General features: G+C 67.9%; 23 protein-coding genes. 12 read left to right on the forward strand and 11 right to left on the reverse strand.

What is annotated here, in order from left to right; all coding sequences use genetic code 11:
- Positions 1-120: 120 nt before the first annotated feature.
- A complete protein-coding gene (locus ACT009_RS07645) occupies positions 121-1,170 on the forward strand; it encodes a mannose-1-phosphate guanylyltransferase/mannose-6-phosphate isomerase (protein ID WP_445193739.1) in 1,050 nt (349 codons plus the stop codon).
- Here the strand turns inward: ACT009_RS07645 and ACT009_RS07650 are convergent.
- The 4 genes from ACT009_RS07650 to ACT009_RS07665 form a co-directional block, all read right to left on the reverse strand.
- Complete coding sequence (locus ACT009_RS07650) at positions 1,139-1,720, reverse strand: hypothetical protein (RefSeq protein WP_445193740.1); 582 nt, start codon at positions 1,718-1,720, stop codon at positions 1,139-1,141. The genes ACT009_RS07645 and ACT009_RS07650 overlap by 32 nt on opposite strands.
- A gap of 268 nt (positions 1,721-1,988) precedes the next feature.
- Complete coding sequence (gene groL / locus ACT009_RS07655; protein ID WP_445193741.1) at positions 1,989-3,635, reverse strand: chaperonin GroEL; 1,647 nt, start codon at positions 3,633-3,635, stop codon at positions 1,989-1,991.
- A 77-nt stretch (positions 3,636-3,712) separates the two neighbouring features.
- Entirely contained in the window at positions 3,713-4,000 is a 288-nt protein-coding gene (groES, locus tag ACT009_RS07660) for a co-chaperone GroES (RefSeq protein ID WP_331043065.1), read from the reverse strand.
- Positions 4,001-4,123: 123 nt separating this feature from the next.
- A complete protein-coding gene (locus tag ACT009_RS07665) occupies positions 4,124-5,533 on the reverse strand; it encodes an MATE family efflux transporter (RefSeq protein ID WP_445193742.1) in 1,410 nt (469 codons plus the stop codon).
- A 412-nt stretch (positions 5,534-5,945) separates the two neighbouring features.
- Between ACT009_RS07665 and sppA the strand changes: the two genes are divergently transcribed.
- Together sppA and ACT009_RS07675 are read left to right on the forward strand one after the other, a co-directional pair.
- Positions 5,946-7,820, forward strand: coding sequence for a signal peptide peptidase SppA (gene sppA, locus ACT009_RS07670; RefSeq protein ID WP_445193743.1), 1,875 nt, complete (start codon positions 5,946-5,948; stop codon positions 7,818-7,820).
- The gene (locus ACT009_RS07675) at positions 7,820-8,401 is read left to right on the forward strand and encodes a GNAT family N-acetyltransferase (protein ID WP_445193744.1); all 582 of its coding nucleotides are present in this window, start codon (positions 7,820-7,822) and stop codon (positions 8,399-8,401) included. Before sppA ends, ACT009_RS07675 begins: the two co-directional genes overlap by 1 nt.
- A gap of 212 nt (positions 8,402-8,613) precedes the next feature.
- Here the strand turns inward: ACT009_RS07675 and ACT009_RS07680 are convergent, their stop codons facing one another.
- A complete protein-coding gene (locus ACT009_RS07680; protein ID WP_445193745.1) occupies positions 8,614-9,243 on the reverse strand; it encodes a trimeric intracellular cation channel family protein in 630 nt (209 codons plus the stop codon).
- Positions 9,244-9,384: 141 nt separating this feature from the next.
- On the opposite strand from ACT009_RS07680, the gene ychF reads away from it, so the two are divergent.
- From ychF to ACT009_RS07695, 3 genes are all read left to right on the forward strand, one after another.
- Positions 9,385-10,485 (forward strand): redox-regulated ATPase YchF, encoded by a 1,101-nt coding sequence (ychF, locus tag ACT009_RS07685; protein WP_445193746.1) that lies wholly within the window; start codon positions 9,385-9,387, stop codon positions 10,483-10,485.
- A gap of 307 nt (positions 10,486-10,792) precedes the next feature.
- The gene (locus ACT009_RS07690; protein WP_445193747.1) at positions 10,793-12,073 is read left to right on the forward strand and encodes an alkaline phosphatase family protein; all 1,281 of its coding nucleotides are present in this window, start codon (positions 10,793-10,795) and stop codon (positions 12,071-12,073) included.
- Positions 12,074-12,083: 10 nt separating this feature from the next.
- The gene (locus tag ACT009_RS07695; protein ID WP_445193748.1) at positions 12,084-12,533 is read left to right on the forward strand and encodes a MaoC family dehydratase; all 450 of its coding nucleotides are present in this window, start codon (positions 12,084-12,086) and stop codon (positions 12,531-12,533) included.
- A 280-nt stretch (positions 12,534-12,813) separates the two neighbouring features.
- Here ACT009_RS07695 and ACT009_RS07700 read toward each other — a convergent pair whose 3' ends face one another.
- From ACT009_RS07700 to petA, 4 genes are all read right to left on the reverse strand, one after another.
- Positions 12,814-13,419, reverse strand: a complete 606-nt coding sequence (locus ACT009_RS07700) for a hypothetical protein (RefSeq protein ID WP_445193749.1) — start codon at positions 13,417-13,419, stop codon at positions 12,814-12,816.
- 563 nt (positions 13,420-13,982) lie between these two features.
- The gene (locus tag ACT009_RS07705; RefSeq protein WP_445193750.1) at positions 13,983-14,825 is read right to left on the reverse strand and encodes a cytochrome c1; all 843 of its coding nucleotides are present in this window, start codon (positions 14,823-14,825) and stop codon (positions 13,983-13,985) included.
- A gap of 24 nt (positions 14,826-14,849) precedes the next feature.
- Complete coding sequence (locus tag ACT009_RS07710; protein ID WP_445193751.1) at positions 14,850-16,136, reverse strand: cytochrome b; 1,287 nt, start codon at positions 16,134-16,136, stop codon at positions 14,850-14,852.
- A gap of 11 nt (positions 16,137-16,147) precedes the next feature.
- On the reverse strand, positions 16,148-16,729 hold the full coding sequence (gene petA, locus ACT009_RS07715) for a ubiquinol-cytochrome c reductase iron-sulfur subunit (protein WP_445193752.1): 582 nt from the start codon (positions 16,727-16,729) through the stop codon (positions 16,148-16,150).
- A gap of 175 nt (positions 16,730-16,904) precedes the next feature.
- On the opposite strand from petA, the gene ACT009_RS07720 reads away from it, so the two are divergent.
- The 4 genes from ACT009_RS07720 (at position 16,905) to ACT009_RS07735 (ending at position 19,578) form a co-directional block, all read left to right on the forward strand.
- The gene (locus ACT009_RS07720; RefSeq protein WP_445193753.1) at positions 16,905-17,363 is read left to right on the forward strand and encodes a tRNA (cytidine(34)-2'-O)-methyltransferase; all 459 of its coding nucleotides are present in this window, start codon (positions 16,905-16,907) and stop codon (positions 17,361-17,363) included.
- Between the two features lie 173 nt (positions 17,364-17,536).
- Positions 17,537-18,091 (forward strand): PEPxxWA-CTERM sorting domain-containing protein, encoded by a 555-nt coding sequence (locus ACT009_RS07725; RefSeq protein WP_445193754.1) that lies wholly within the window; start codon positions 17,537-17,539, stop codon positions 18,089-18,091.
- A gap of 63 nt (positions 18,092-18,154) precedes the next feature.
- Positions 18,155-18,994 (forward strand): oxygen-dependent coproporphyrinogen oxidase, encoded by an 840-nt coding sequence (hemF, locus tag ACT009_RS07730; protein ID WP_445193755.1) that lies wholly within the window; start codon positions 18,155-18,157, stop codon positions 18,992-18,994.
- Positions 18,985-19,578: a GNAT family N-acetyltransferase gene (locus tag ACT009_RS07735; RefSeq protein ID WP_445193756.1), complete on the forward strand. Its 594-nt coding sequence runs from the start codon at positions 18,985-18,987 to the stop codon at positions 19,576-19,578. The genes hemF and ACT009_RS07735 overlap by 10 nt, the downstream gene beginning before the upstream one ends.
- Here the strand turns inward: ACT009_RS07735 and ACT009_RS07740 are convergent.
- Both ACT009_RS07740 and ACT009_RS07745 read right to left on the reverse strand, forming a co-directional pair.
- Positions 19,557-20,294, reverse strand: a complete 738-nt coding sequence (locus ACT009_RS07740; protein WP_445193757.1) for a hypothetical protein — start codon at positions 20,292-20,294, stop codon at positions 19,557-19,559. The genes ACT009_RS07735 and ACT009_RS07740 overlap by 22 nt on opposite strands.
- Entirely contained in the window at positions 20,291-21,136 is an 846-nt protein-coding gene (locus ACT009_RS07745; protein ID WP_445193758.1) for a hypothetical protein, read from the reverse strand. Before ACT009_RS07745 ends, ACT009_RS07740 begins: the two co-directional genes overlap by 4 nt.
- Positions 21,137-21,206: 70 nt before the next feature.
- On the opposite strand from ACT009_RS07745, the gene lipB reads away from it, so the two are divergent.
- Positions 21,207-21,887, forward strand: a complete 681-nt coding sequence (lipB, locus tag ACT009_RS07750) for a lipoyl(octanoyl) transferase LipB (RefSeq protein WP_445193759.1) — start codon at positions 21,207-21,209, stop codon at positions 21,885-21,887.
- 87 nt (positions 21,888-21,974) lie between these two features.
- A complete protein-coding gene (locus ACT009_RS07755) occupies positions 21,975-22,223 on the forward strand; it encodes a hypothetical protein (protein ID WP_445193760.1) in 249 nt (82 codons plus the stop codon).
- Positions 22,224-22,380 lie beyond the last annotated feature (157 nt).

Below are 22,380 nucleotides of genomic sequence, written 5' to 3' on the forward strand. Positions count from 1 at the left end.
AACCCGACGGAGCATTTCGCAGGAAATGCCGAAGAAACGCTGAACGTGCGCATGCCACTCAAATTCGTCCGTTTCGCCGGGCCGGCTGGTCGGCTAGGGCGGTCTCCAAGCGGAGGCAGCATGCGCAATACCAAGATCGTCCCGGTCATCCTTTCTGGCGGATCGGGGACCCGGCTATGGCCGATGTCGCGGCCCGAACGGCCCAAGCAGATGCTGTCGCTGACCGCGGACCAGACGATGCTGCAGCTGACCGCACGCCGGGCGGTGGGCGAAAGCTATGCGGCGCCGATCGTGGTCGCCAATGCGCGGCACGCCGACATGGTCGACGAACAGCTCGGCGCGGTGGGTGCCGAGCCGCAGGCGCTGATCCTCGAGCCCGCAGGGCGGAACACCGCGCCGGCGATCGCGCTGGCGGCGATCGCGGCCGGCGGCGGCGAGGATGCGCTGCTGGTGATGCCGTCGGACCATGTGATCGGCGACGTCGATGCGTTCCATGCAACGATCGCCGCGGCGTTGCCGTTCGTGGACGACGGCTGGCTGGTCACCTTCGGAATCAGCCCCGATGCCCCCGAGATCGGCTATGGCTGGATCAAGATCGGCGAGGCGATCGGCAATGGCGTGAACCGGGTGGAGCGCTTCGTGGAGAAGCCGCCGCTCGACAAGGCGCAGGCGATGCTGGCGTCGGGCGATCATGCCTGGAACGGCGGCATCTTCCTGTTCCGGGCCGACGCGTACCTCGCCGCACTGACGCGGTTCGCTCCCGGCATCGTCGCGGCGACCGAGGCGGCGATGGCGAAGGCGCGGCACGAGGGCCACCGGGTCTATCCGGACGCCCAGGCCTTCGCCGCCTCCCCCGACGATTCGATCGACTATGCGGTGATGGAAAAGGCCGACCGGGTCGCGGTCGCGCCGGTATCGATGGGGTGGAACGACGTCGGCAGCTGGGACGCGCTGCATTCGATCAGCGACCTCGACGGCGACGGCAACGCGCACCGCGGCGAAGTGCTGGCGATCGACACCAGCGACTGCCTGGTGCGGACCGACGGCATCAAGATCTCGCTGGTCGGGGTGTCCGACCTGATCGTCGTCGCCAGCGGCAACGACGTGCTGATCATGCCGCGGGGCCGCAGCCAGGACATCAAGAAGCTGATTTCGGCGATGAAGGGCTAGCGGCTCCTGCCTTCTCCGGCACTGCGACGGTCAGCCAGTGGCTGCAGCCACCGACGACGGTGATGCGCATGCCGGGCAATTCGCGGATGGTCGGCTTCAGATCGGTCATGCCGTTGCCGATCTCCAGCTTCATCGCCGGCGTGATCACGGTGCCGGGCGCGAGCATCTCGACGACCTTGGGAAAGGCCGCGATCAGCGGGGCGGAGGAGCCGCAGCTGCCGGGCGTGCCGGTGACGAGCCGGACCTGCCAGACGGTGCCCTCGACGCGGCTGAACACCTGTGCGCTGCCGTCCGGGCCGGTCATCACGGTAGCGCGGCCGCCGGTGGCGGGATCCTCCATCGGCTCGCCGGGCGTGGCGGCGGACCAGGGCGGGCCGTAGGTCGCGATCTGCGCCAGCGCAGTCTTGCTGTCGACCGCGAAGGCCGGCAGCGCGCGGACGATGGTCGCGGAGCTGTTGGCAGGCTCGGCGGTGTTGTCGGTCGGAGTCCGATCGCACGCCGCGAGCAGGGCCAAGGTCGTCAACGCGAGGGTGTGGCGGGCAAGGGACATGGACGCTCCTGGATCGTGAATGGCTGTTGCCGCGTAGCTTAGAACACCGCGATCTTACATCAAGCGGATCGCGGCCACGGTTCGGTGCGCCAACTCATCCTTCGATACGGGCTCTCGGTACGCCCTGCGGGCTACTCGATTCCTACTCAGGACGAACGGGGCGGGTGGGGACGAACGGAAGTGGGCGAGAGCAATCGCGAGCGACGAAAACGGGCCGGGAGATCGCTCTCCCGGCCCGCTGTTCGGCAGTGACGTCAGGTCGGCTGGATCAGAAGTCCATGCCGCCCATGCCGCCCATGCCGCCGCCGCCGCCCATCGGCATCGCGGGCTTGTCTTCCGGCATCTCGCTCACGGCCGCTTCGGTCGTGATGAGCAGGCCGGCGACCGAGGCCGCGTCCTGGAGCGCGGTGCGGACGACCTTGGTCGGGTCGATCACACCGGCGGTGACGAGGTTCTCGTACACGTCGGTCTGCGCGTTGAAGCCGACGTCGGGATCGTTGCTCTCGAGCAGCTTGCCCGAAATCACCGCACCGTCATGACCGGCGTTCTGCGCGATCTGGCGGACCGGCGCATAGAGCGCCTTGCGGATGATATCGATGCCGCGGGTCTGATCGTCGTTCGCGCCCTTCAGGCCCTCGAGGCACTTGGTCGCGTAGAGCAACGCGGTGCCGCCACCGGGGACGATGCCCTCTTCGACGGCTGCGCGGGTCGCGTGCAGCGCGTCGTCGACGCGGTCCTTGCGCTCCTTCACCTCGACCTCGGTCGATCCACCGACCTTGATCACGGCGACGCCGCCGGCGAGCTTGGCGAGGCGCTCCTGGAGCTTCTCGCGATCGTAGTCGCTCGACGTATTCTCGATCTGCTGACGGATCGCCTCGGTCCGGCCCTTGATCGCGTCATGGTCGCCAGCACCATCGACGATGGTGGTGTTGTCCTTGTCGATCTGGACGCGCTTGGCGGTGCCGAGCATGCCGAGCGTGACGGTCTCCAGCTTGATGCCGAGATCTTCCGAGATCATCTCGCCCTTGGTCAGGATCGCGATGTCCTCGAGCATCGCCTTGCGACGATCGCCGAAGCCCGGTGCCTTGACCGCTGCGACCTTCAGGCCGCCGCGCAGCTTGTTGACGACGAGCGTGGCCAGGGCCTCACCCTCGATGTCCTCGGCGATGATCAGCAGCGGACGACCCGACTGGACGACCGCTTCCAGAATCGGGAGCATCGCCTGCAGGTTGCTCAGCTTCTTCTCGTGGATCAGGATGTACGGATCGTTCAGTTCGACCGTCATCTTCTCCGGGTTGGTGATGAAGTAGGGCGACAGATAGCCGCGGTCGAACTGCATGCCCTCGACGACGTCGAGCTCGAATTCGAGACCCTTCGCTTCCTCGACGGTGATCACGCCTTCCTTGCCGACCTTCTCCATCGCCTCGGCGATCTTCTCGCCGACGACGGTGTCGCCATTGGCCGAGATGATGCCGACCTGGGCGACTTCACGGGTGCCCGATACCGGACGCGAGCGCGACTTGATGTCCTCGACCACCTTGATCACGGCGAGATCGATGCCGCGCTTCAGGTCCATCGGGTTCATGCCCGCTGCGACCGACTTCATCCCCTCGCGGACGATGGCCTGGGCCAGCACGGTCGCGGTGGTGGTGCCGTCGCCGGCGATGTCGTTGGTCTTCGAGGCCACTTCGCGCAGCATCTGCGCGCCCATGTTCTCGAACTTGTCCTTCAGCTCGATCTCCTTGGCGACGGTGACGCCGTCCTTGGTGATGCGCGGTGCGCCGAAGCTCTTGTCGATGACGACATTGCGGCCCTTCGGCCCCAGGGTCACCTTCACCGCGTCGGCAAGGATGTCGACGCCGCGCAGGATGCGCTCACGGGCGTCGCGGCTGAACTTCACGTCTTTGGCTGCCATGGTGGCTACCCTTTCACATTTGCGAATGTTGAATAAGTTGAAGGTGGGTCAGCCCAACCGGGCTGCCTCCTCCGAAATCAGCCGACGATCCCGAGGATGTCGGATTCCTTCATGATCAACAGCTCTTCGCCGTCGACCTTCACCTCGGTGCCCGACCATTTGCCGAACAGGATCTTGTCGCCGGCCTTCACCTCGAGCGGGTGGACCTCGCCGCTTTCCGAACGCGCGCCGGTGCCGGCGGCGACGACTTCGCCTTCCTGCGGCTTTTCCTTGGCGGTGTCGGGGATGATGATTCCGCCGGCGGTCTTCTCTTCAGCCTCTACGCGGCGGACGAGGACGCGGTCGTGCAACGGACGAAAGTTCATGGTTGCCATGTCCCTTTACTGTGTTTGTGACAGATTTCTGGCACTCGAACGAGTCGAGTGCCAACACGGCGCATATGTGCAGCGCCGAGGGCAGCGTCAATGGCCTGGCGTCGATTTTGACGGTCAGCCGAGCGCGGGGATGAGACCGAGCGAGTCGCGGCGGGTCCAGCGCCACAACAGCAGCACCGATACCGCGGCCAGCCCGGCGGCGAGGCCGATCCAGATCCCCAACCCCTGCCAATGCAGCCCAAAGCCCAGCAGGATCGCGATGCCGAACCCGATCACCCAATAGCCGAACGCGGCGATGATCATCGGCATGCGCGTGTCCTGCAACCCGCGCAATACCCCCGCCGCGACCGCCTGCGCGCCGTCGAACAGCTGGAAGAACGCGGCGATCACCAGATATTGCAGCGCCAGCACGACCAGCCGAGCATTTTCCGGTGCATCGGGATCGACATAGATCGAGATGAACGCGCGCGGGAACAGCACGAGCAGCGACGCGGTCACCGCCATGAAGCCGACCCCGCCCGCCAGCGCGACCCAGCCGGCGCGCGCGATCCAGACGCGATCGCGCGCGCCGTATGCCATGCCGACCCGGATCGTCGCCGCCTGCGCGACCCCGAACGGCACCTGGAACGCGATCGCCGCGATCTGCAGCGCGATCGCGTGGGCGCCGACCTCGGTCACGCCGATCAGCCCCATCAGGAAGCCGGCGCTGCTGAACAGCGCGCCTTCGAACGTCATGGTCAGCGCGATCGGAATGCCGAGCCGCGCGATCTCGCGCATCCGCGACCATTCGGTCCGCCACCATTTGCCGAACAGCCGGTAGCGGCGCATCCGCCGGTCGAGCATCAGCACCGCGGCATAGGCGGCGAGCATCGCGAGATTGGTGACGACGTTGGCGATCGCCGAGCCTTCGAGCCCGAGCGCGGGAAAGCCCGCATGCCCGAACACCAGCAGCCAGTTGCCGAGCAGGTTGATGCCGAGCGCCACCGCGGTGATCGCGGTCGCCCAGCCCGGCCGGCCGAGCGCGGAGGCGGTGACCCGCATTACGCCGGAGGCGGTGGCGGGGATCATCGCGAGCACCAGGATATCGAGGAACGCCCCTGCCCGCGCGGCGACCACCGGGTCCTGATCCGCCAGCAGCATCAGCCGCTCGCCGTTCAGCAGGAGGACGATGAAGGGTAGGCTGGCGACCACCGACAGCCACATCGCCATCCGAAACGAACGCCGCACCTGCCGCACCGCATGTCGCCGCCGCCCGAGCTCGGCCGCGATCACCGGCGCGCAGGCGCCGGTCAGCCCGATCAGCGCCCACATGATCACCGAATAGAGATAGACGCCGAGCGTCGCCGCGGCGAGCTCGGTGGTGCCGAGCCGCGCGACGAAGATCACGTCGGTCGCGTAGATCGCCATGTGCAGCAGGTTCGCCACCACCAGCGGCGTCGCCAGCGCGACGAGCGCGCGCATCTCCTCGCCCGCGGTCGCGGGTGCGGTGCCGCCGAGCGGCTGGCTGGTGGCGGAGGCTACCATCGGGCGCTGTTAGGGGGTTGAGGGTGGAAGGTGAAGGGTGTTGGGGGGTGATCGAGTGCCCGTCCTTCTTCCCACCCCGGCGGAGGCCGGGGCCCAGTCGCGGAGGTCGAGGTAACTGGAGGAAATGCTCACCCACTGCCGTTTCCCACCTGGGCCCCGGCCTTCGCCGGGGTACAAAGTGGGGCGCTTCGGTGATCGCAGGTCGTGCACACCCACTTGTGTCCCCGCGAAGGCGGGGATCCAGTACTGGGCTCCCGCCTTCGCGGGAGCACAATGGACGGGGGTGGACCTACCACTCCTCCAACCATCCGCCCCACCCTGATACGCCACCGTATTAACCCGCCAATACAGAGCATTTACGCGCCCCGGCGCTTAAGCTACCGCTTCGGGGTCAACCAACGAGGAGCTGCGCGTGAAGCTGGTACGGGGTGCATGGAAGCTCCTGGTCGGGATCAAGGACGGACTGGTCCTGATCGCGATGCTCTTGTTCTTCGGGTTGCTGTTCGTCGCGCTGAACACGCGGCCGGGGATGAAGCCGATCGTGCCGGGCGCGCTGGTGCTCGATCTCGACGGATCGATCGTCGAGCAGCCCGCCGAGCAGGCGGCGTTCGCGACCTTGTCGGGGCGCAAGGGCCCACGTGAGTTCCGCGCGCGCGACGTGCTGCGGGCGATCCAGGCGGCGAAGACCGATACCCGCGTGAAGGCGCTGGTGCTCGATCTCGACAGCTTCGGCGGCGCCTATCCGGCGACCCTCAACGAGATCGCGGCGGCGATCGGCGACGTCCGCGCGAGCGGCAAGCCGGTGCTCGCCTATGCGACGTCCTACACCGATGGCGGCTACCGCCTCGCCGCGAACGCCAGCGAGATCTGGATGAACCCGCTCGGCGGCACGCTGTTCACCGGGCCGGGCGGCAGCCAGCTCTATTACAAGGGGCTGATCGACAAGCTCGGCGTCAACACCCACGTCTATCGCGTCGGCAAGTTCAAGTCGTTCGTCGAGCCCTTCACCCGCACCGACCAGAGCCCCGAAGCGGCGGGTGCGTCGCGGGCGCTGAACGGCGCGCTGTTCGGCCAGTGGCAGGAAGCGGTCGCCAAGGCACGACCCAAGGCGCAGGTGGCGCAGTTCATCGCCGCGCCCGACAAGCTGATCCTGGCGAAGAACGGCAGCATCGCGCAGGCGAACCTCGCCTCCGGGCTGGTCGACAAGCTCGGCGATCGTGCCGCGTTCGATCGCCGGGTCGCGCAGCTCGCCGGGGTGAATTCCGCGCGCCCGACCGATCCGTTCAGCGCGATCAAGTACGACGCCTATGTGCAGGCCAATCCGCTGCCGACCGCGGGCGGCGCGATCGGCGTGGTCACGATCGCGGGTTCGATCATGGACGGCGAAGGCGGTCCGGGCACCGCATATGGCACCACCATCGCCAACGCGATCGAGCGCGGGTTGGCGACCAAGAATTTGAAGGCGCTGGTCGTGCGCGTCGATTCGCCGGGCGGATCGGTGCTGGCATCCGAGGAGATCCGGATCGCGATCCTGGAGGCGAAGAACAAGGGGCTGCCGATCGTCGTGTCGATGGGCGGGCTCGCGGCGTCGGGCGGCTATTGGGTGTCGACGCCGGCCGACGTGATCTTCGCCGAACCGTCGACGATCACCGGGTCGATCGGCATCTTCGGGATCGTGCCGTCGTTCGAGAAGACGCTGGCCAAGATCGGCATCACCACCGACGGGGTGAAGACGACGCCGTTGTCGGGGCAGCCCGACGTGGTCGGCGGGATCGATCCGATGATCGACACCATCCTGCAGGCAGGCATCGAGAACGGCTATCGCCAGTTCATCGCACGGGTCGCGGCGTCGCGGCGGATGACCCCGGCGCGGGTCGACGAGATCGCGCAGGGCCGGGTGTGGGACGGCGGCACCGCGCGGCAGATCGGGCTTGTCGACCGGTTCGGGACGCTCGACGATGCGGTCGCGGAGGCGGCGCGGCGCGCGAAGCTCGACCCCGGATCGGTGCACCGCGAATATCTGGAAAAGAAGCCCGGCTGGGCCGAGCAGCTCGCCGCCGCCTATGCCGACCGGGACGAGGACGAGACCACCGGTGGCGACGTGTTCGCGCGGATCGCGACCGAGCGGCGCGGGTTGCTGGCGCGGGCGCTGGGCGACGTGCGGATGCTGGCGACCGGCGGATCGATCCAGGCGCGGTGCCTGGAGTGCGGCGGGCTCGGCCCGGTGGAGACGAGCGCGGCGGATGCGAGCCTGCTCGACCTGTTCCTCGCGCGGGTCGGCCTCTGATGGCGATCGCCGGCGGCGGCGGGATCGCGATCCGCGCGGCGACCCCCGAGGACGCGGCGGCGATCGCGGCGATCTATGCGCCGCACGTGCTGGTGGGGACCGCGTCGTTCGAGACCGAGGCGCCCGACGCCCGCCAGATGCGGACGCGGATGGCGGCGTCGGAGGGCCTGTATCCGTGGCTGGTCGCGACCGTCGGCGGGGAGACCGGCGGTGTGCTCGGCTATGCCTATGCGACCCGGTTCCATGCGCGCGAGGCGTATCGCTGGACCGTCGAGGCGACGATCTACGTCGCCGACGTGGCGCAGCGCCAAGGCGCGGGGCGGCTGCTCTACGAGGCGCTGATCGACACGCTGCGCGCGCAAGGCTTCACCCAGGCGATCGGCCGCATCGCGCTGCCCAACGAAGGCTCGATCGCGCTGCACGAACAGGTCGGCTTCCGGCGCGCGGGCGTGTACCGCGAAGTCGGCTACAAGCATGGCCGCTGGATCGACGTCGGCACCTGGCAATGCGAGCTGAACGAGCCGTCGTCCCCGCCCGAGGAGCCGAAGCGCTTCGCCGATGTCGGCGTGGTGCGCGGCTAAGAGGCTGTTTGGAAATTGGCGAAAGAGCCAATTTCAGGCGGTGCCGGCCCACTCCCCCTCCCGGCCACCCACACGGTATCCTGATGGGTGGCCGGGAGGGGGAGTATCGGGTCGGCCATGCCCCCGGCATTGCCTGAACGGCGCGGGGCGCCGTTCACCCGATACTGGCCGGCACCGCCGAAATGCGCCCTCAGCGCATTTCCAAACGGACTCTAGCGCCGGCCGCGATACGCCGGCAGCGCGAGGTGGTAGCGCAGGGCCGCAGCCCGTAGCGAAAAGCCAGCTACCGCGGCGATCGTCGCGGCCACGACCCCCGGCATGCCGAGGAGCACCAGCGCGACGAAGCTCGCCGACGCCAATGCCGCGGCGGTGACATAGAGTTCGGGGCGCATCAGGATCGACGGCTCGCCCGCCAGCACGTCGCGGATGATGCCGCCGACGCACGCGGTGACGATCCCCATCAGCGCCGCGGGGACCGGCGGGATGCCGTAGCCGAGCGCCTTGGTCGCGCCGTACACCGCATACGCGGCGAGCCCGACCGCATCGAACCAGTCGAGCGCCTCGCCGCGCCACCAGCGTTCGGGCGTGATCCAGATCACCAGCGCGACGATCAGGCACACCGACGCCGCGCGCGCATCGTGCACCCAGAACACCGGCGCGTCGATCAGCAGGTCGCGCACCGTGCCGCCGCCGACCCCGGTGATCAACGCGAAGAAGGTGAGCGTCACCAGCGTCTGCCCGCGCTTGGCCGCCGCGAGCGCGCCCGACGCCGCGAACACCGCGAGCCCGGCCAGGTCGAGCCACGGCGCGAAGGCGGGGAGCAGGGCGATGGGGGGCAGCATCGCGCCCGCCTATGCGCAACCGCCGCGGCGGCGTCTACCGCCCGGCGGTATCGGACTCGCTGGCAATCGTCGGCGCGCTTCTCTATCGGCACCGGCTCGACCCGCGTGGCAAATCGCGGGACCACCAACGAAGGATGTGTGATGGGTTTCCGCTGCGGCATCGTCGGCCTGCCCAATGTCGGCAAGTCGACGCTCTTCAACGCGCTCACCGAGACGGCGGCGGCGCAGGCGGCGAATTATCCGTTCTGCACGATCGAGCCCAATGTCGGCAATGTCGCGGTGCCCGACCCGCGGCTCGACAAGCTCGCCGCGATCGCGGGATCGGCCAAGATCGTCGAAACCCAGCTGGCGTTCGTCGACATCGCCGGGCTGGTCCGCGGCGCCAGCAAGGGCGAAGGGCTCGGCAACCAGTTCCTCGGCAACATCCGCGAGGTCGACGCGATCGTCCACGTGCTGCGCTGCTTCGAGGACGGGGACGTCACCCATGTCGAGGGCAAGGTCGATCCGATCGCCGATGCCGAGACGGTGGAGACCGAGCTGATGCTGTCCGACCTGGAGAGCCTCGAGAAGCGGGTACCCAATCTGCTGAAGAAGGGCCAGCAGGGCGACAAGGAGGCAAAGGTCGGCGCCGCGGTGCTCGGCCAGGCGCTCGAGCTGCTGCGCGAGGGCAAGCCGGCGCGGCTGACGGTGCCGAAGGACGAGGAGGAGGCCCGGCTGTTCGCGCAGGCGCAGCTGCTCACCGCCAAGCCCGTGCTCTACGTCTGCAACGTCGACGAGGCAGACGCCGCCAACGGCAACGCGCTGTCCGCCAAGGTGTTCGCGAAGGCCGCGGCCGAGGGCGCCGAGGCGGTGGTGGTCTCCGCCGCGATCGAGGCGGAGATCGCGACGATGCCGCCCGAGGAACGCGGCGAGTTCCTGGGCGAGCTGGGGCTCGAGGAGACCGGGCTCGCGCGCGTGATCCGCGCCGGGTACAAGCTGCTCCACCTGCTGACCTTCTTCACGGTCGGCCCCAAGGAAGCCCGCGCCTGGACCGTCGAGGTCGGCGCCCGCGCCCCGCAGGCGGCAGGCGAGATCCACACCGACTTCGAACGCGGCTTCATCCGCGCCGAGACGATCGCGTTCGACGACTATGTCGCGCTCGGCGGCGAAAGCGGCGCGCGGGATGCGGGCAAGCTCCGCCAGGAGGGCAAGGAATATGTCGTCCACGACGGCGACGTGATGCTGTTCCGGTTCAACGTCTGAAGGTGGCTCTCCGCAATCCTCCCCCGCCAGGGGGAGGTGGCGCCGCGAAGCGGTGACGGAGGGGGAGGTAAGGCCGGAGCTCCGTTGCGGAGGACACCGCTTACCTCCCCCTCCACCCCTCGGCTGGCGCCGAGCGGTCCCCCTCCCCCTCGCGGGGGAGGAATGTCGCTCTCGCCAATTCCTCCTCCCTGCCGCTCGGTGGCGCCGAGCCGTTCCCAGAGCAGAAGAGGGATGGTGTCGTCGGCTTGTGGATCGGGGGGCTAACCGCCTAAGGCGACCACATCCTGCCGCTGTCCGGGACGATCTCGTGAGACTGACCACCCTCGCCGTTTCGCTGCTTGCGCTTGCCGGTTGCGGGTATCGCTATCCGCCGCCCGCGCTGGCGCCGGTGACCGCACCGCCGCCGGTCGCCGCTGCGGTGCCGATCGCCGCCCCGCAGACCGCCGCGATGCCGGTCACGATCCTGGTGTCGATCGACGGCTTCCGGCCCGATTACCTCCGCCAGGGGAACACGCCGATCCTCGATGCGCTGGCGGCGCGGGGGGTTTCGGCGACGATGCGGCCGTCCTTCCCGACGATGACCTTTCCCAACCATTATACGATGGTCACCGGCCTGCGCCCCGATCGCCACGGGGTCATCAACAACACCATGCTCGATCCCGCGCGTCCGGGAGTCCAGTTCAAGACGTCGGATCCGAAACAGGTGCGCGACGCGTTCTGGTGGAACGGCGCGGAGCCGATCTGGGTGACCGCCGAGAACGCCGGGATCCGCACCGGCACGATGTACTGGCCGGGATCGGAAGCCGCGATCCGCGGGGTGCGGCCGAGCGCCTGGGTGCCCTATGCCGCGGAGATGGACTGGACCCGCCGGGTCGATTTCGTGATCGATTGGCTGCGGCGCCCGGCCGCCGAACGGCCGCGGCTGCTGACCTTGTATTTCGACACCGTCGACAAGGCGTCGCACACGCAAGGGTATGATTCGCCCGAAAAGACACAGGCGATCCGCGACAGCGACGCCGCGATCGCGCGGCTGCTGGCGGCGCTCGCGGCGCTCGGCCAGGCGGCGAACGTCATCGTCGTGTCGGATCACGGCATGGCGCCGGTGCGCCCGACCGATATCATCGACGTCCAGGCCGAGGCCGCCGATGCGCGCATGACCATCCTGCCGGAAGGCCCGCAGCTATCGATCTTCGCGAAGCCCGGTCCCGGCGGCGCCGCGGCGGTCGCGGCGTGGATGGCGAAGCCGATGCCGCACGCGACCTGCTGGCGACGCGGCGCGCTGCCCGAGCGGCTGCACTTCGGCCACCATCCGCGCATGCCCGACTGGCTGTGCCTGGCGGAACCGCATTGGCGCTTCGTCGGCGAACCGGGGCGCGCCTATCTGAAGGGCGAGCATGGCTATGAACCGACCGACCCGGCGATGGCGGCGCTGTTCATCGCTGACGGGCCCGCCTTCGCCGGCGGCAGGCGGCTGGCGCCATTCGACAACATCGACATCGCGCCGTTGCTGCGCGACCTGATCGGCCTGCCGCCCGGCCGCGATCTCGACGGCGACGACGCGCCGTTCCGGGGCGTTCTCAAGCGATAGGAGCCGAGCGATGCAGTATTTCGAGGATATCGAGGTCGGGGCGACGGCCGGTTTCGGCGCGTACCCGGTGACCCGCGAGGAGGTGATCGCGTTCGCGGAGAAATTCGATCCGCAACCCTTCCATTTGTCGGACGGAGCTGCGGCGCAGACCCATTTCGGGCGGCTTTCCGCCAGTGGCTGGCACACCGCGGCGATGACGATGTCGATGGTGGTCGAGAACCTGAAGGCGAATCGGCAGGCGGGACTCGGATCGCCGGGGATCGACGAGCTGAAGTGGCTGAAGCCGGTCTATCCGGGGGACACGCTGCGCTGCCAGACCGAGATCCTGGAGAAGCGCGTCTCGGCCAGTCGGCCGGAGATGGGGATCTTCAAGAGCCGGATGACGGTGTTCAACCAGAACGACGTGGCGGTGATGACGTTCGTGTCGAACGGGCTGGTGGCAACGCGGCCGGTGGGGTGATGGCGCCGCATTGTCACGCTAGTGGCGAACGGGCTAGTGTTGACGCAGCCGTCGGCGCGATGTCGCTTGTGCTCCCGCGAAGGCGGGAGCCCAGTACTGGGTCCCCGCCTTCGCGGGGACACGTGGGGCAGGCGTAACCTACCTTTACACCCCGGCGGAGGCCGGGGCCCAGGTGGGCTAACAGGAGTTGTGACGGACGGCGCTCCGTTACCCACCTTCCCCTGCTGGGCCCCGGCCTTCGCCGGGGTACAGAAGGTACAGGAGCCCCCTCCGACGAACCTTATTGCTGAGGATTGCGACCGCGCCAGCCGCGGCCCTGCCCGTCGCTGCGTGGCGTGCGCGGCGTATAGCTCCGTGTCTCGCTTCTGGGGGTGTAGGCGCGCGTTTCGGTTTGCGGGGTGAAGGTGCGGGTGCGGCCGCCGGGAGCGGCGCCGTCGCGGTTGCCGCGGTTGCGGTAATATTGACCGCGATCGCCGCGGTAGCCGTGTCGGTTCCGGTCGGTCCAGTTGCCGCGATCGGGGCGGTTCCCGCCGTTGCCGAAGCCGTTCCAGTTGCGGTCGCCGCGATAATTGCCGCGACGGCCCTCCCAATAGCGACGCTGCCCGTCGTTCCAGCGATAGGGACGGCGATAGCGGTCGTAGACGTAGATGCCGGCGCCGGGATAATAATAGTCGCCGGACCAGCCGAATGCGCCGCTGCCGAGCCCGCCATAGCCCGCGCCGTAATAGCCGTTGCCATAGCCATTGCCGTAATAACCGTCGTCATACCCGTAGCCGGACGCATAGCCGACGTTGACGCCGCTATAGCCGTACCCATCGGTACAACCCGCGGCACCGATGCCGAGGCCGATGACGAGGCTGGCCAGGCCGAGACGCTTGAGGAACATCGAATCTCTCCCAGACACATGGAGACGGCAGGATACGCGCCGTTCGTCGTAGAACGAGGGTGGATCGTGCGCGGTTCCGTGTGAATGGCGGCTGAGTGGCGCGGTGTGCCGGGATGGGATGTCGGGTAAAGGCTGTGGCGGCCAGAACGCGCGCTTGGAGCCGCTCTACCGACGTGGCTTCAGTGTCCCCGCGAAGGCGAGGACCCAGTACTGGGCTCCCGCCTTCGCGAGGCCTCTGCGAAACTCACTCCGTCATCCCGGACTCGTTCCGGGATCCACTGTTCCGCGCGGGCATAAGCCGTTGATTTTGCGGGACGGTGGACCCCGGAACAAGTCCGGGGTGACGAATGGAGCTAGCGAATTCGGCGACATTCGCAGAGGTCTCGCCTTCGCGGGAGCACAAGCACCGTCAACCGCATCGTGGAATTCAGCAGCGGATCTGGCGTACTTGCCGATCGCCAGCGGTATCGGAAACGCGGAGAGCGATGGCGGTCGATCGCGATGCGCCCCTCGCGCAACCGCTCGCGAACAGCCGGGCCGGGGCTCGCACCCCGGCCCCCGCATCAATGCTTTATGTCGCGCCAAACGTTCTGATAGGCGCCCCAGGTCAGGAAGCAGAAGATCAGGATGAACAGGATCGCCGCCAGCCCCGCCGCGTGGCGGGCGTTGAGGTTGGGTTCGGCCGTCCAGGTCAGGAAGGCCGCGACGTCGCGGGCCATCTGGTCCTTGGTCGCGCGGGTGCCGTCGGTGTAGGTCACCTGCCCGTCCGCGGTCAGCGGCGGGGGCATCGCGATGTTGAGGTTCGCATAGACCGGGTTGTAGTGCAGCCCCGGCGGGGTCTTCGCCCCCGGGAACTCCTTCAGCAGCGCGGCAGGCTGTGCGCCATAGCCGAGCAGCAGCGCGTGGATGTAGTTGGTGCCGTCCTCGCGTGCCTTCGCCATCAGCGACAGATCGGGCGGCAGCGCGTTGTTGTTGGCGGCGCGTGCGGCGACTTCGTTGGCGAACGGCGACGGGAACACGTCGGACGCGACGTTCTTGCGGGTCGCGGCCTCGCCGGTGTCGGGGTTCACGCTCGGCTGTTCGATCACCCACTGGTTGGCGATCGCCTTCACCTCGGGCTCGCTGTAGCCGATCCGCGTCAGGTCGCGGAAGTGGACGTACTTCAGCGAATGGCAGGCCGAGCAGACTTCCTTGTAGACCTGGAAGCCGCGCTGCACCTGGCGATCGTCGAACTTGCCGAACAGGCCATTCGACGCCAGCCCGATATTCTCGGGATGCTGGCGGAACACATGCTCCGCACTCTCCGGCGCCGGATCGGTGATCGCGGTCTTGGCGGTCCCGAACAGCGCGATGGCGAGGACGAAGACGAACGCCGCGCCGATCAGGGTTGCGATGGTACGAAGCATGAGTTGGTCAGTCCCCTAGTCGGATCAATGCGCGAGCGCGGTCTTCGCGGGCGAGGTGCCGGCATGCTTCTCGAGCACCGCCTCGGTAATCGAATTCGGCAGCACCCGCGGCGTTTCGGACCGCGAGACCCAGGGCAGGATGACCAGGAAATGCGCGAAATAATAGGCCGAGGCGAGCTGCCCCAGGATGACGTTGCGCGCATTCGCCTCCGCGCCGCCGACGTAGCCGAGCACGAGGATGTCGACCAGCAGCACGATCAGGAAGGTGCGGTATTTCGGGCGATAGTTCGCCGAACGAACCGGCGAGGTGTCGAGCCACGGCAGGAAGAACAGCAGCAGGATCGACCCGAACATCGCGAGCACGCCCCACAGCTTGGCCGGCAGGATGAAGTCCGCGGTGAAGCTCTTCAGGATCGCGTAGAAGGGCAGGAAATACCATTCGGGCACGATGTGCGCGGGGGTCGAGAGCGGGTTCGCCTCGATATAATTGTCCGGGTGGCCGAGCAGGTTCGGGCTGAAGAAGATCAGCGCCGCAAAGATCAGCATGAAGACGCCGAGCCCGAAGCCGTCCTTGGCGGTGTAATAGGGGTGGAACGGAACGGTGTCCTGCTCGCCCTTCACGTCGACGCCGGTCGGGTTGTTCGACCCCGGGATGTGCAGTGCCCAGATGTGGAGGATGATCACCCCAGCGATCACGAACGGCAGCAGGTAATGCAGCGAGAAGAAGCGGTTGAGCGTCGCGTTGTCGGGCGCGAAACCGCCGAGCAGCCAGATGCGGATGGTGTCGCCGACCAGCGGGATCGCCGAGAAGAAGCCGGTGATGACCTGCGCGCCCCAGAAGCTCATCTGCCCCCATGGGAGCACATAGCCCATGAACGCGGTCGCCATCATCAGCAGGAAGATCGTGACGCCGAGCAGCCACACCATCTCGCGCGGTGCCTTGTACGACCCGTAATAGAGCCCGCGGCCGATATGGATGTAGACCACGGCCAGGAACATCGACGCGCCGTTGGCGTGCGCATAGCGCAGGAACCAGCCTGCGTTGACGTCGCGCATGATGCTTTCGACCGAGTGGAACGAGGTGTTGGCGTCGGTGGCGTAATGCATCGCGAGGACGATGCCGGTGACGATCTGGATCGCCAGCGCGGCGCCGGCGAGGACGCCGAAGTTCCAGAAATAGTTGAGGTTGCGCGGCACCGGATAGCCGGCGCCGACCGCGTTGTAGACGAGACGCGGCAGCGGCAGCTTCTCGTCGAGCCACCGCATCAGCGGCTGCTTCGGCTCATAATGCTTGGCCCAGGGAAAGCTCATCTGTCGCTACCTCAACCCACCGTCACGACTGTGTCGGAATTGAAATTGTAATCGGGAACCGTGAGGTTCTTCGGCGCCGGACCCTGGCGAATGCGCGCCGCGGTGTCGTAGGCCGAGCCGTGGCACGGGCAGAAATAGCCGCCGAACGGCCCCTTGTTCTCGCCTTCGCCCGCGCCGAGCGGCACGCAGCCCAGATGGGTGCAGACGCCGAGCGTGATCAGCCAATTCTCCTTGCCCGCCTTGGTACGCTCGGCAAGCGTCTGCGGATCGCGGAGCGAGGCGATGTCGACCGCGTTGGCGGCGGCGATCTCTGCCGGCGTCAGATTGCGGACGAACAGCGGCTGCTTGCGGAAGCTGGTCTTGATCGCCTGGCCCGCGGCGATCTTGGACAGATCGACCTCGGTGGTCGCCTGCGCCAGCACGTCGGCGGACGGGTTCATCTGGTTGACCAGCGGCAGCACGATCGCGACCGCGCCGACGCCCGCGAAGGTGACCGCGGCGATGTTGATGAAGTCGCGGCGGCGGGGATCGTGCGCCTCGTCGTGGAACGGCTCCGGCGATTCACCGGGAGGAACCATGCTGTCAGTCGCCATCGAATCGAACCCTTGAGCTTCTCTATCGGGACGGGCCGTTTCGCGTCTGGAGACGAAAATCGCGCCCACCAGCCCGGTCCGTCCCCACGGCAGGCTGCCGGCCTGATAGACGGGGCTTGCGCGCTTTGCCAACCTGATTTTGCGGGAAGCCCGGTGGTTGGGCTAGGCGTGGGCGATGCGCATCGCCCTCTACCAGCCCGACATCGCCGGCAATGTCGGCGCCATCCTCCGCCTCGCCGCCTGCATGGGCGTCGGCGTCGACGTGATCGAGCCGACCGGATTCACCTGGAACGACCGCAAGCTCGCGCGCGCCGGAATGGACTATGCCGACGCGGTCGAGGTGACCCGCCATGTCGACTGGACGGCGTTCGCGGCGCAGGCCCGCGGCCGGATCGTGCTGCTGACCACCAGCGGCGCGGTGCCGCTGCCCGAAGCCATGTTCCGGGACGACGACATCCTGCTGCTCGGATCGGAAGGCGCCGGGGTGCCCGCGCCGGTCCATGATCGCGCCGACCTGCGGGTTCGGGTGCCGATGCGCGCCGGCTTCCGGTCGCTCAACATCGGCATTTCCTGCGCGATCGTGCTGGGGGAGGCGATGCGGCAGCGGGGGTGGCCCGTTGCGGATGATCGCTGAGCTGAACAGATCTGCGAACAGTTCGTTATCGAACTAATCCCGATAGCGAACAACACGCCACATCGGTTTGGTTAACGGGTTTGACTCGGAAGTTGGACGATGTTCTTGGATGATGGAAGACGCGCTTCCGGATAGACTAAGGACATTATATGCTACGTTACTTAGCGGCCTGCATGCTCCTGTTGTTGGGCACCCCTGTCAGCGCGGCGACGATGAACTTGACCTATTCGACGCAGAACGGGCGCAACGTCGTCGATGCGGTGCTGACGGTCGATCCCGCGATGTTCATTGCCTCCGACGGGCGGCGGGCGATGCGCATCACCGGGATCACCGGCACGCGCAACAAGCTGGCGATCACCGGCCTGGCCCCGGCATCGCCCGGAGACTTCTTCGACCCCAACCAGTTCTACTTTCTCGAGGACGCGCCGTTCGACAATATGGGCCTGGGCTTCACGGTCGCCGGCACGACCCGCCTGTACAATCTGATCGGCTATCAATCGACGATCTACCCCTCCGACGTGTTCACCAACGAGTTCACCGAGATCACGTGGAGCCGCGACGACGGCTATGGCGAGTACATCGGCCAGCGATCGGCGCGGGTTACCCTGTCGCCGTTGATCGGCGCGGTGCCCGAACCCGGCACCTGGCTGCTGATGCTGCTGGGCTTCGGCGCGATCGGCCTGCACCTGCGCCGCCGCGCCCCTGACGCGCCGCCGTCGCTCGCCTGACCGGCGAGCGGACGGGATAGCCGCGGCTCGACACCCGCGCAGCCGCACGGCAAAGGCGGCGGGATGGAACTGGACGATCAACAAGCCGCCGCCCGTGCCTGGTTCGAAGCGCTACGCGACCGGATCTGCGCCGAATTCGTCGCGATCGAGCGCGAGGCGGGGTCTGATGCGACATTCGATTACCTGCCCTGGGATCGGATCGATCCGTCCGGGCTGCCCGGGGGTGGCGGCGTGCGCGGGGTGATGAAGGGGCGGGTATTCGAGAAGGTCGGGGTCAACGTCTCGACCGTCGGCGGCACCTTCGAAGGCGATTTCGCCAAGACCATCCACGGCGCCGCGGAGAACCCGCAATTCTTCGCAACCGGGATCAGCCTGGTCGCGCACATGGCCAATCCGCACGTCCCCGCGGTGCACATGAACTGCCGCTTCCTGGTCACCACCAAACGCTGGTTCGGCGGCGGGGCGGATCTCAACCCGTCGCTGCCGATCGCCGGGGATACCGACGAATTCCACGCGACGCTGCAGGCGGCGTGCGACGCGCACGACGCATCCTATTACCCGCGCTTCAAGCAATGGGCCGACGAATATTTCTACATCCCGCACCGCCAGGTTCACCGCGGCGTCGGCGGGATCTTCTTCGATCATCTCGAGAACGGGTTCGACGCCGACTTCGCGTTCACCCGTGCGGTCGGCGAGGCGTTCCTCGACGTCTATCCGCGGATCGTTCGGCGGCGGACGAATGCGCCCTTCAGCCCCGCCGACACCGCGGCGATGCACGCGTGGCGGGGGCGCTATGCGGAGTTCAACCTGGTCTACGACCGGGGCACGCTGTTCGGGCTGAAGACCGGCGGCAACATCGACGCGATCCTGATGAGCCTGCCGCCGGTCGCGACATGGGACTGACCACGGTCGCCGACGACGAGGTGGCGACGGTCGTCACCACGCTGGAGATGACGCGGCGCCCGCCGCTCCGCCCCCTGCCCGCCTCGCCGCTGCGGCTGGTGGCGTGGCCGGCGCCCTCGCCGCAGCGCTACCGGATGTTGTTCGGGCGGATCGGCACCCCGTGGCTGTGGTATTCGCGGCTGGTGATGGACGAGGCGGCGCTGGTCGCGATCATCCACGATGCCGACGTCGCGGTGCATGCCGTGACCGATGCGCAGGGGATCGAGATCGGCCTGCTCGAGCTCGACTATCGCACCCCCGGCGCGTGCGAGATCGCGTATTTCGGGCTGGTGCCCGATCTCGCCGGGCGCGGCCATGGCCGCTGGCTGATGGCGGAGGCGCTGACCCGCGCGTGGCGCAAGGGGATCGAACGGGTGTGGGTGCATACCTGCACGCTCGATCACCCGCGCGCGCTGGGCTTCTACCGCGCGCAGGGCTTCGTCGCGATCAAGCGGACGCTGGAGACCTTCACCGATCCGCGCGTGCTGGGGGTGCTGCCCGCCGACGCCGCGCCGCAGATTCCCTATCTCGCCAGCCGGCGATAGGCCGAGATGGCGATCAGCGCGAGGCCGAGTTGGGTGATCATCGCCACCGCCGACGCCGCGGCATCGACCACCGCGACCGCCACCGGATTGGGCGCGCCGGTGCTGCGCATCCAGGTGTCGAGCAGCATGAACGGTTGCCCGCAGAGCAGCCCGACCAGATAGACGAACGCCGCCACCCCCATCAGCGTCAGCCCCGATCCGCGGGTCAGCGACAGCGAGCGGCGGATCGCGCCCCACGCGCCGAGCTCCGGCTCCGCGAGCAGCGCCGGCGCGGTGAGCATGGTCCGGCCGAGTATGTAGAGCCCGGGGATCACCAGCCACATGCCGAGCCCGGTCGGGATCGACACCAGGATCATCGCCAGCACGAAGCGCGGATAGATCGACAGTGCCCGGCGCAGCGCCTCGCGCAGATCCGGGCGCGCCGGATCGAGGTACAGCGCCATGACCACCGCGATCCCGAAATAGACCAGCAGATGCGCGGCGCCGAAGCCGATTGCGTAATCGCCGATCCACGCGGTCAGCCCGTCGGCCCATTGCTGCGCCTGCGCCTGACGATCGGTGATCGTCGCGTCGGGCATCGGCATCGGCGGCACGAACAGGGTCAGCGCGAAGGCGGGCAGGAACATGAACGCCCCGGCGATACGGAGCAGCAGATCGGAATCGCGACGGAACCGGGCCCAGGCGTCGACGATGACGCCCGCGAAGTTGATCCTCATGTCGCGGTCGGCTGCCGTGCGGCGAGCGCAACGTAGAGCTGGGCGGTGAAGGTCACCGCGAGCACCGTGAAGGCGGTGGTGACCGCCGCGCCGGCGATCCCCGCGACGAACATCGCGGCGCCGATCTGCTGCGGCCCGAGGATGAGGCGGAAGATCACCCCGATCACGCTCTGCACCGCGAGGCGGACGATCGTCAGCACGACGGCGTAGAGCAGGATCACGCCGATCAGCCGCCACGTATGGCCACGGGTCAGCGCGACGCTGCGCCGGATCGCCCCTAGCCCGAGCCGTTCGTGGAGGACCACCGCATTGAGCGGCGCCAGCCGCGCGATCGCCCAGAACAGCAGGACGGCATAGGCGATGTAGTAGATCGCGAGGAACGTCTTGGTCCCGGACGCGATCGTGGTCGCGCCGGTGCCGGCGAGCGCGGCCATGTCGATCTTGGCCTGCCACACCACCACCATCGCCGGCACCAGCGCGATCACCGCGATCAGGATCAGCACCGCCGACACCCCGATCGCGGGCAGCAGCCGCTGCCGCGCCCGGCGCCAGGCGTCGGCGAGCGTGGTCGCCGGATCGCTCGCCAGCGCCAGCATCGCCAGCGCGCCGAGCACGCCGAGCACCGCGACGACCACCAGCAGCGCCAAGGTGACGAACGCGGTCGACGGCCCCACCGGCGGCATCGCCAGCGCGACCAGCAGCGTCGCCACCAGCGGCAGGAACAGCGTCACCACGCCGATGCTCGCCAGCGCGCCGGCACGCCCGCTGAGCACCTGGGTCGTGCGATCCCAGACATCGCCCATCTTGACCTTCGCCATCGCCGTCACCGTGCCCGTCCCCATGTCCGCCATCTCGCCGCACGCCTAGCCGACGCGTTCGCGCTTTTCCACTCGCTTGCTAAATCGGGCGTGGATGCGGCAGGGCGGCGGCGTGACCTTCCCTGCCGAGATCGAATGGCGCGTGTCGCCGGGGCTCGCCCCCTATGGCGAGACGCTGGCGGCGATGGAGGCGCGCGCCGCCGCGGTGCTGGCGGGGACCGAACGCGAGCTCGGCTGGCTGCTCGAGCATCCGCCGGTCTACACCGCGGGCACCAGCGCCGACCCCGCCGAGCTGGTCGACCCGCGCTTCCCGGTGATCGCGACCGGGCGTGGCGGGCGCTATACCTATCACGGTCCGGGCCAGCGGGTCGGCTACATGATGTTGAACCTTGATCGCCGCGGCCGCGACGTCCGCGCCTATGTCCACGCGCTCGAAGGCTGGGTGATCGCCGCGCTCGCCCGGCTCGGCGTGGCGGCGTTCCGCGCCGACGGGCGGGTCGGGATCTGGACGCTCGACCAGGGCCGCGAGGCGAAGATCGGCGCGATCGGCGTGCGGGTGCGGCGCTGGGTGACGCTCCACGGCTTTGCGGTGAACGTCGATCCGGACCTCGCGCATTTCGGCGGGATCGTGCCGTGCGGCCTGCCCGACTTCCCGGTCACCAGCCTGGCTGCGCTGGGCATCGACGCGACGCTTGCAACCTTCGACGCCGCCCTGGCGTTCACCGCACAGGCATTTCTGGATACTCTTTCTATCAAGCCCGAAAACGAGGCTTGAGGCCCGGGCGTAATCCGTTTAATGTCCACCGTGATTTGGGTATTAAGGGCAGCAAGCCGACCAAATCCTCTTTCTAGGGAGCTTCCAATGCGTGCTATCATCTCCAAGATTCTGACCGGCTCGCTCGTCGCCGGCGCTGCTCTCGCCGTTTCGGCCTGCGGTCCGAAGACCGAGACGACCACCGAGAACACGATGGTCACCGAAATGAACACGACCGACGACATGGGCACCATGACCGACAACATGACCGCCGTTGACGGCGCGTCGAACGACGGCATGATGGCGAACGACACCATGATGACCACGAACACCACGACGACCACCAACGCGATGTAATCATCGCGGTCGGTTTTCCGATTGGGTTCGTTGAAGGGCCGTCCGGGAGACCGGGCGGCCCTTTGCTTTTGGAGCCGACGAGGGGGCCGTCGCCCGGAGCGGCAGCGGCGACGCGGCGGCGCGGAACATCGTTAAAAAGACGTTGGGTCGCGGCGCA

This window comes from Sphingomonas sp. Tas61C01 (assembly GCF_052567495.1).

Coding starts and splice junctions, on each gene's coding strand:
- ACT009_RS07745 (WP_445193758.1), bottom strand. CDS start 21,136: ATGGGGACGGGCACGGTGACGGCGATGGCGAAGGTCAAGATGGGCGAT.
- ychF (WP_445193746.1), top strand. CDS start 9,385: ATGGGTTTCCGCTGCGGCATCGTCGGCCTGCCCAATGTCGGCAAGTCG.
- lipB (WP_445193759.1), top strand. CDS start 21,207: ATGCGGCAGGGCGGCGGCGTGACCTTCCCTGCCGAGATCGAATGGCGC.
- ACT009_RS07680 (WP_445193745.1), bottom strand. CDS start 9,243: ATGCTGCCCCCCATCGCCCTGCTCCCCGCCTTCGCGCCGTGGCTCGAC.
- petA (WP_445193752.1), bottom strand. CDS start 16,729: ATGGCGACTGACAGCATGGTTCCTCCCGGTGAATCGCCGGAGCCGTTC.
- ACT009_RS07735 (WP_445193756.1), top strand. CDS start 18,985: ATGGGACTGACCACGGTCGCCGACGACGAGGTGGCGACGGTCGTCACC.
- ACT009_RS07650 (WP_445193740.1), bottom strand. CDS start 1,720: ATGTCCCTTGCCCGCCACACCCTCGCGTTGACGACCTTGGCCCTGCTC.
- ACT009_RS07725 (WP_445193754.1), top strand. CDS start 17,537: ATGCTCCTGTTGTTGGGCACCCCTGTCAGCGCGGCGACGATGAACTTG.
- ACT009_RS07740 (WP_445193757.1), bottom strand. CDS start 20,294: ATGAGGATCAACTTCGCGGGCGTCATCGTCGACGCCTGGGCCCGGTTC.
- hemF (WP_445193755.1), top strand. CDS start 18,155: ATGGAACTGGACGATCAACAAGCCGCCGCCCGTGCCTGGTTCGAAGCG.
- ACT009_RS07755 (WP_445193760.1), top strand. CDS start 21,975: ATGCGTGCTATCATCTCCAAGATTCTGACCGGCTCGCTCGTCGCCGGC.
- ACT009_RS07675 (WP_445193744.1), top strand. CDS start 7,820: ATGGCGATCGCCGGCGGCGGCGGGATCGCGATCCGCGCGGCGACCCCC.
- ACT009_RS07695 (WP_445193748.1), top strand. CDS start 12,084: ATGCAGTATTTCGAGGATATCGAGGTCGGGGCGACGGCCGGTTTCGGC.
- ACT009_RS07665 (WP_445193742.1), bottom strand. CDS start 5,533: ATGGTAGCCTCCGCCACCAGCCAGCCGCTCGGCGGCACCGCACCCGCG.
- ACT009_RS07710 (WP_445193751.1), bottom strand. CDS start 16,136: ATGAGCTTTCCCTGGGCCAAGCATTATGAGCCGAAGCAGCCGCTGATG.
- ACT009_RS07720 (WP_445193753.1), top strand. CDS start 16,905: ATGCGCATCGCCCTCTACCAGCCCGACATCGCCGGCAATGTCGGCGCC.
- ACT009_RS07705 (WP_445193750.1), bottom strand. CDS start 14,825: ATGCTTCGTACCATCGCAACCCTGATCGGCGCGGCGTTCGTCTTCGTC.
- ACT009_RS07645 (WP_445193739.1), top strand. CDS start 121: ATGCGCAATACCAAGATCGTCCCGGTCATCCTTTCTGGCGGATCGGGG.
- ACT009_RS07700 (WP_445193749.1), bottom strand. CDS start 13,419: ATGTTCCTCAAGCGTCTCGGCCTGGCCAGCCTCGTCATCGGCCTCGGC.
- groES (WP_331043065.1), bottom strand. CDS start 4,000: ATGAACTTTCGTCCGTTGCACGACCGCGTCCTCGTCCGCCGCGTAGAG.
- groL (WP_445193741.1), bottom strand. CDS start 3,635: ATGGCAGCCAAAGACGTGAAGTTCAGCCGCGACGCCCGTGAGCGCATC.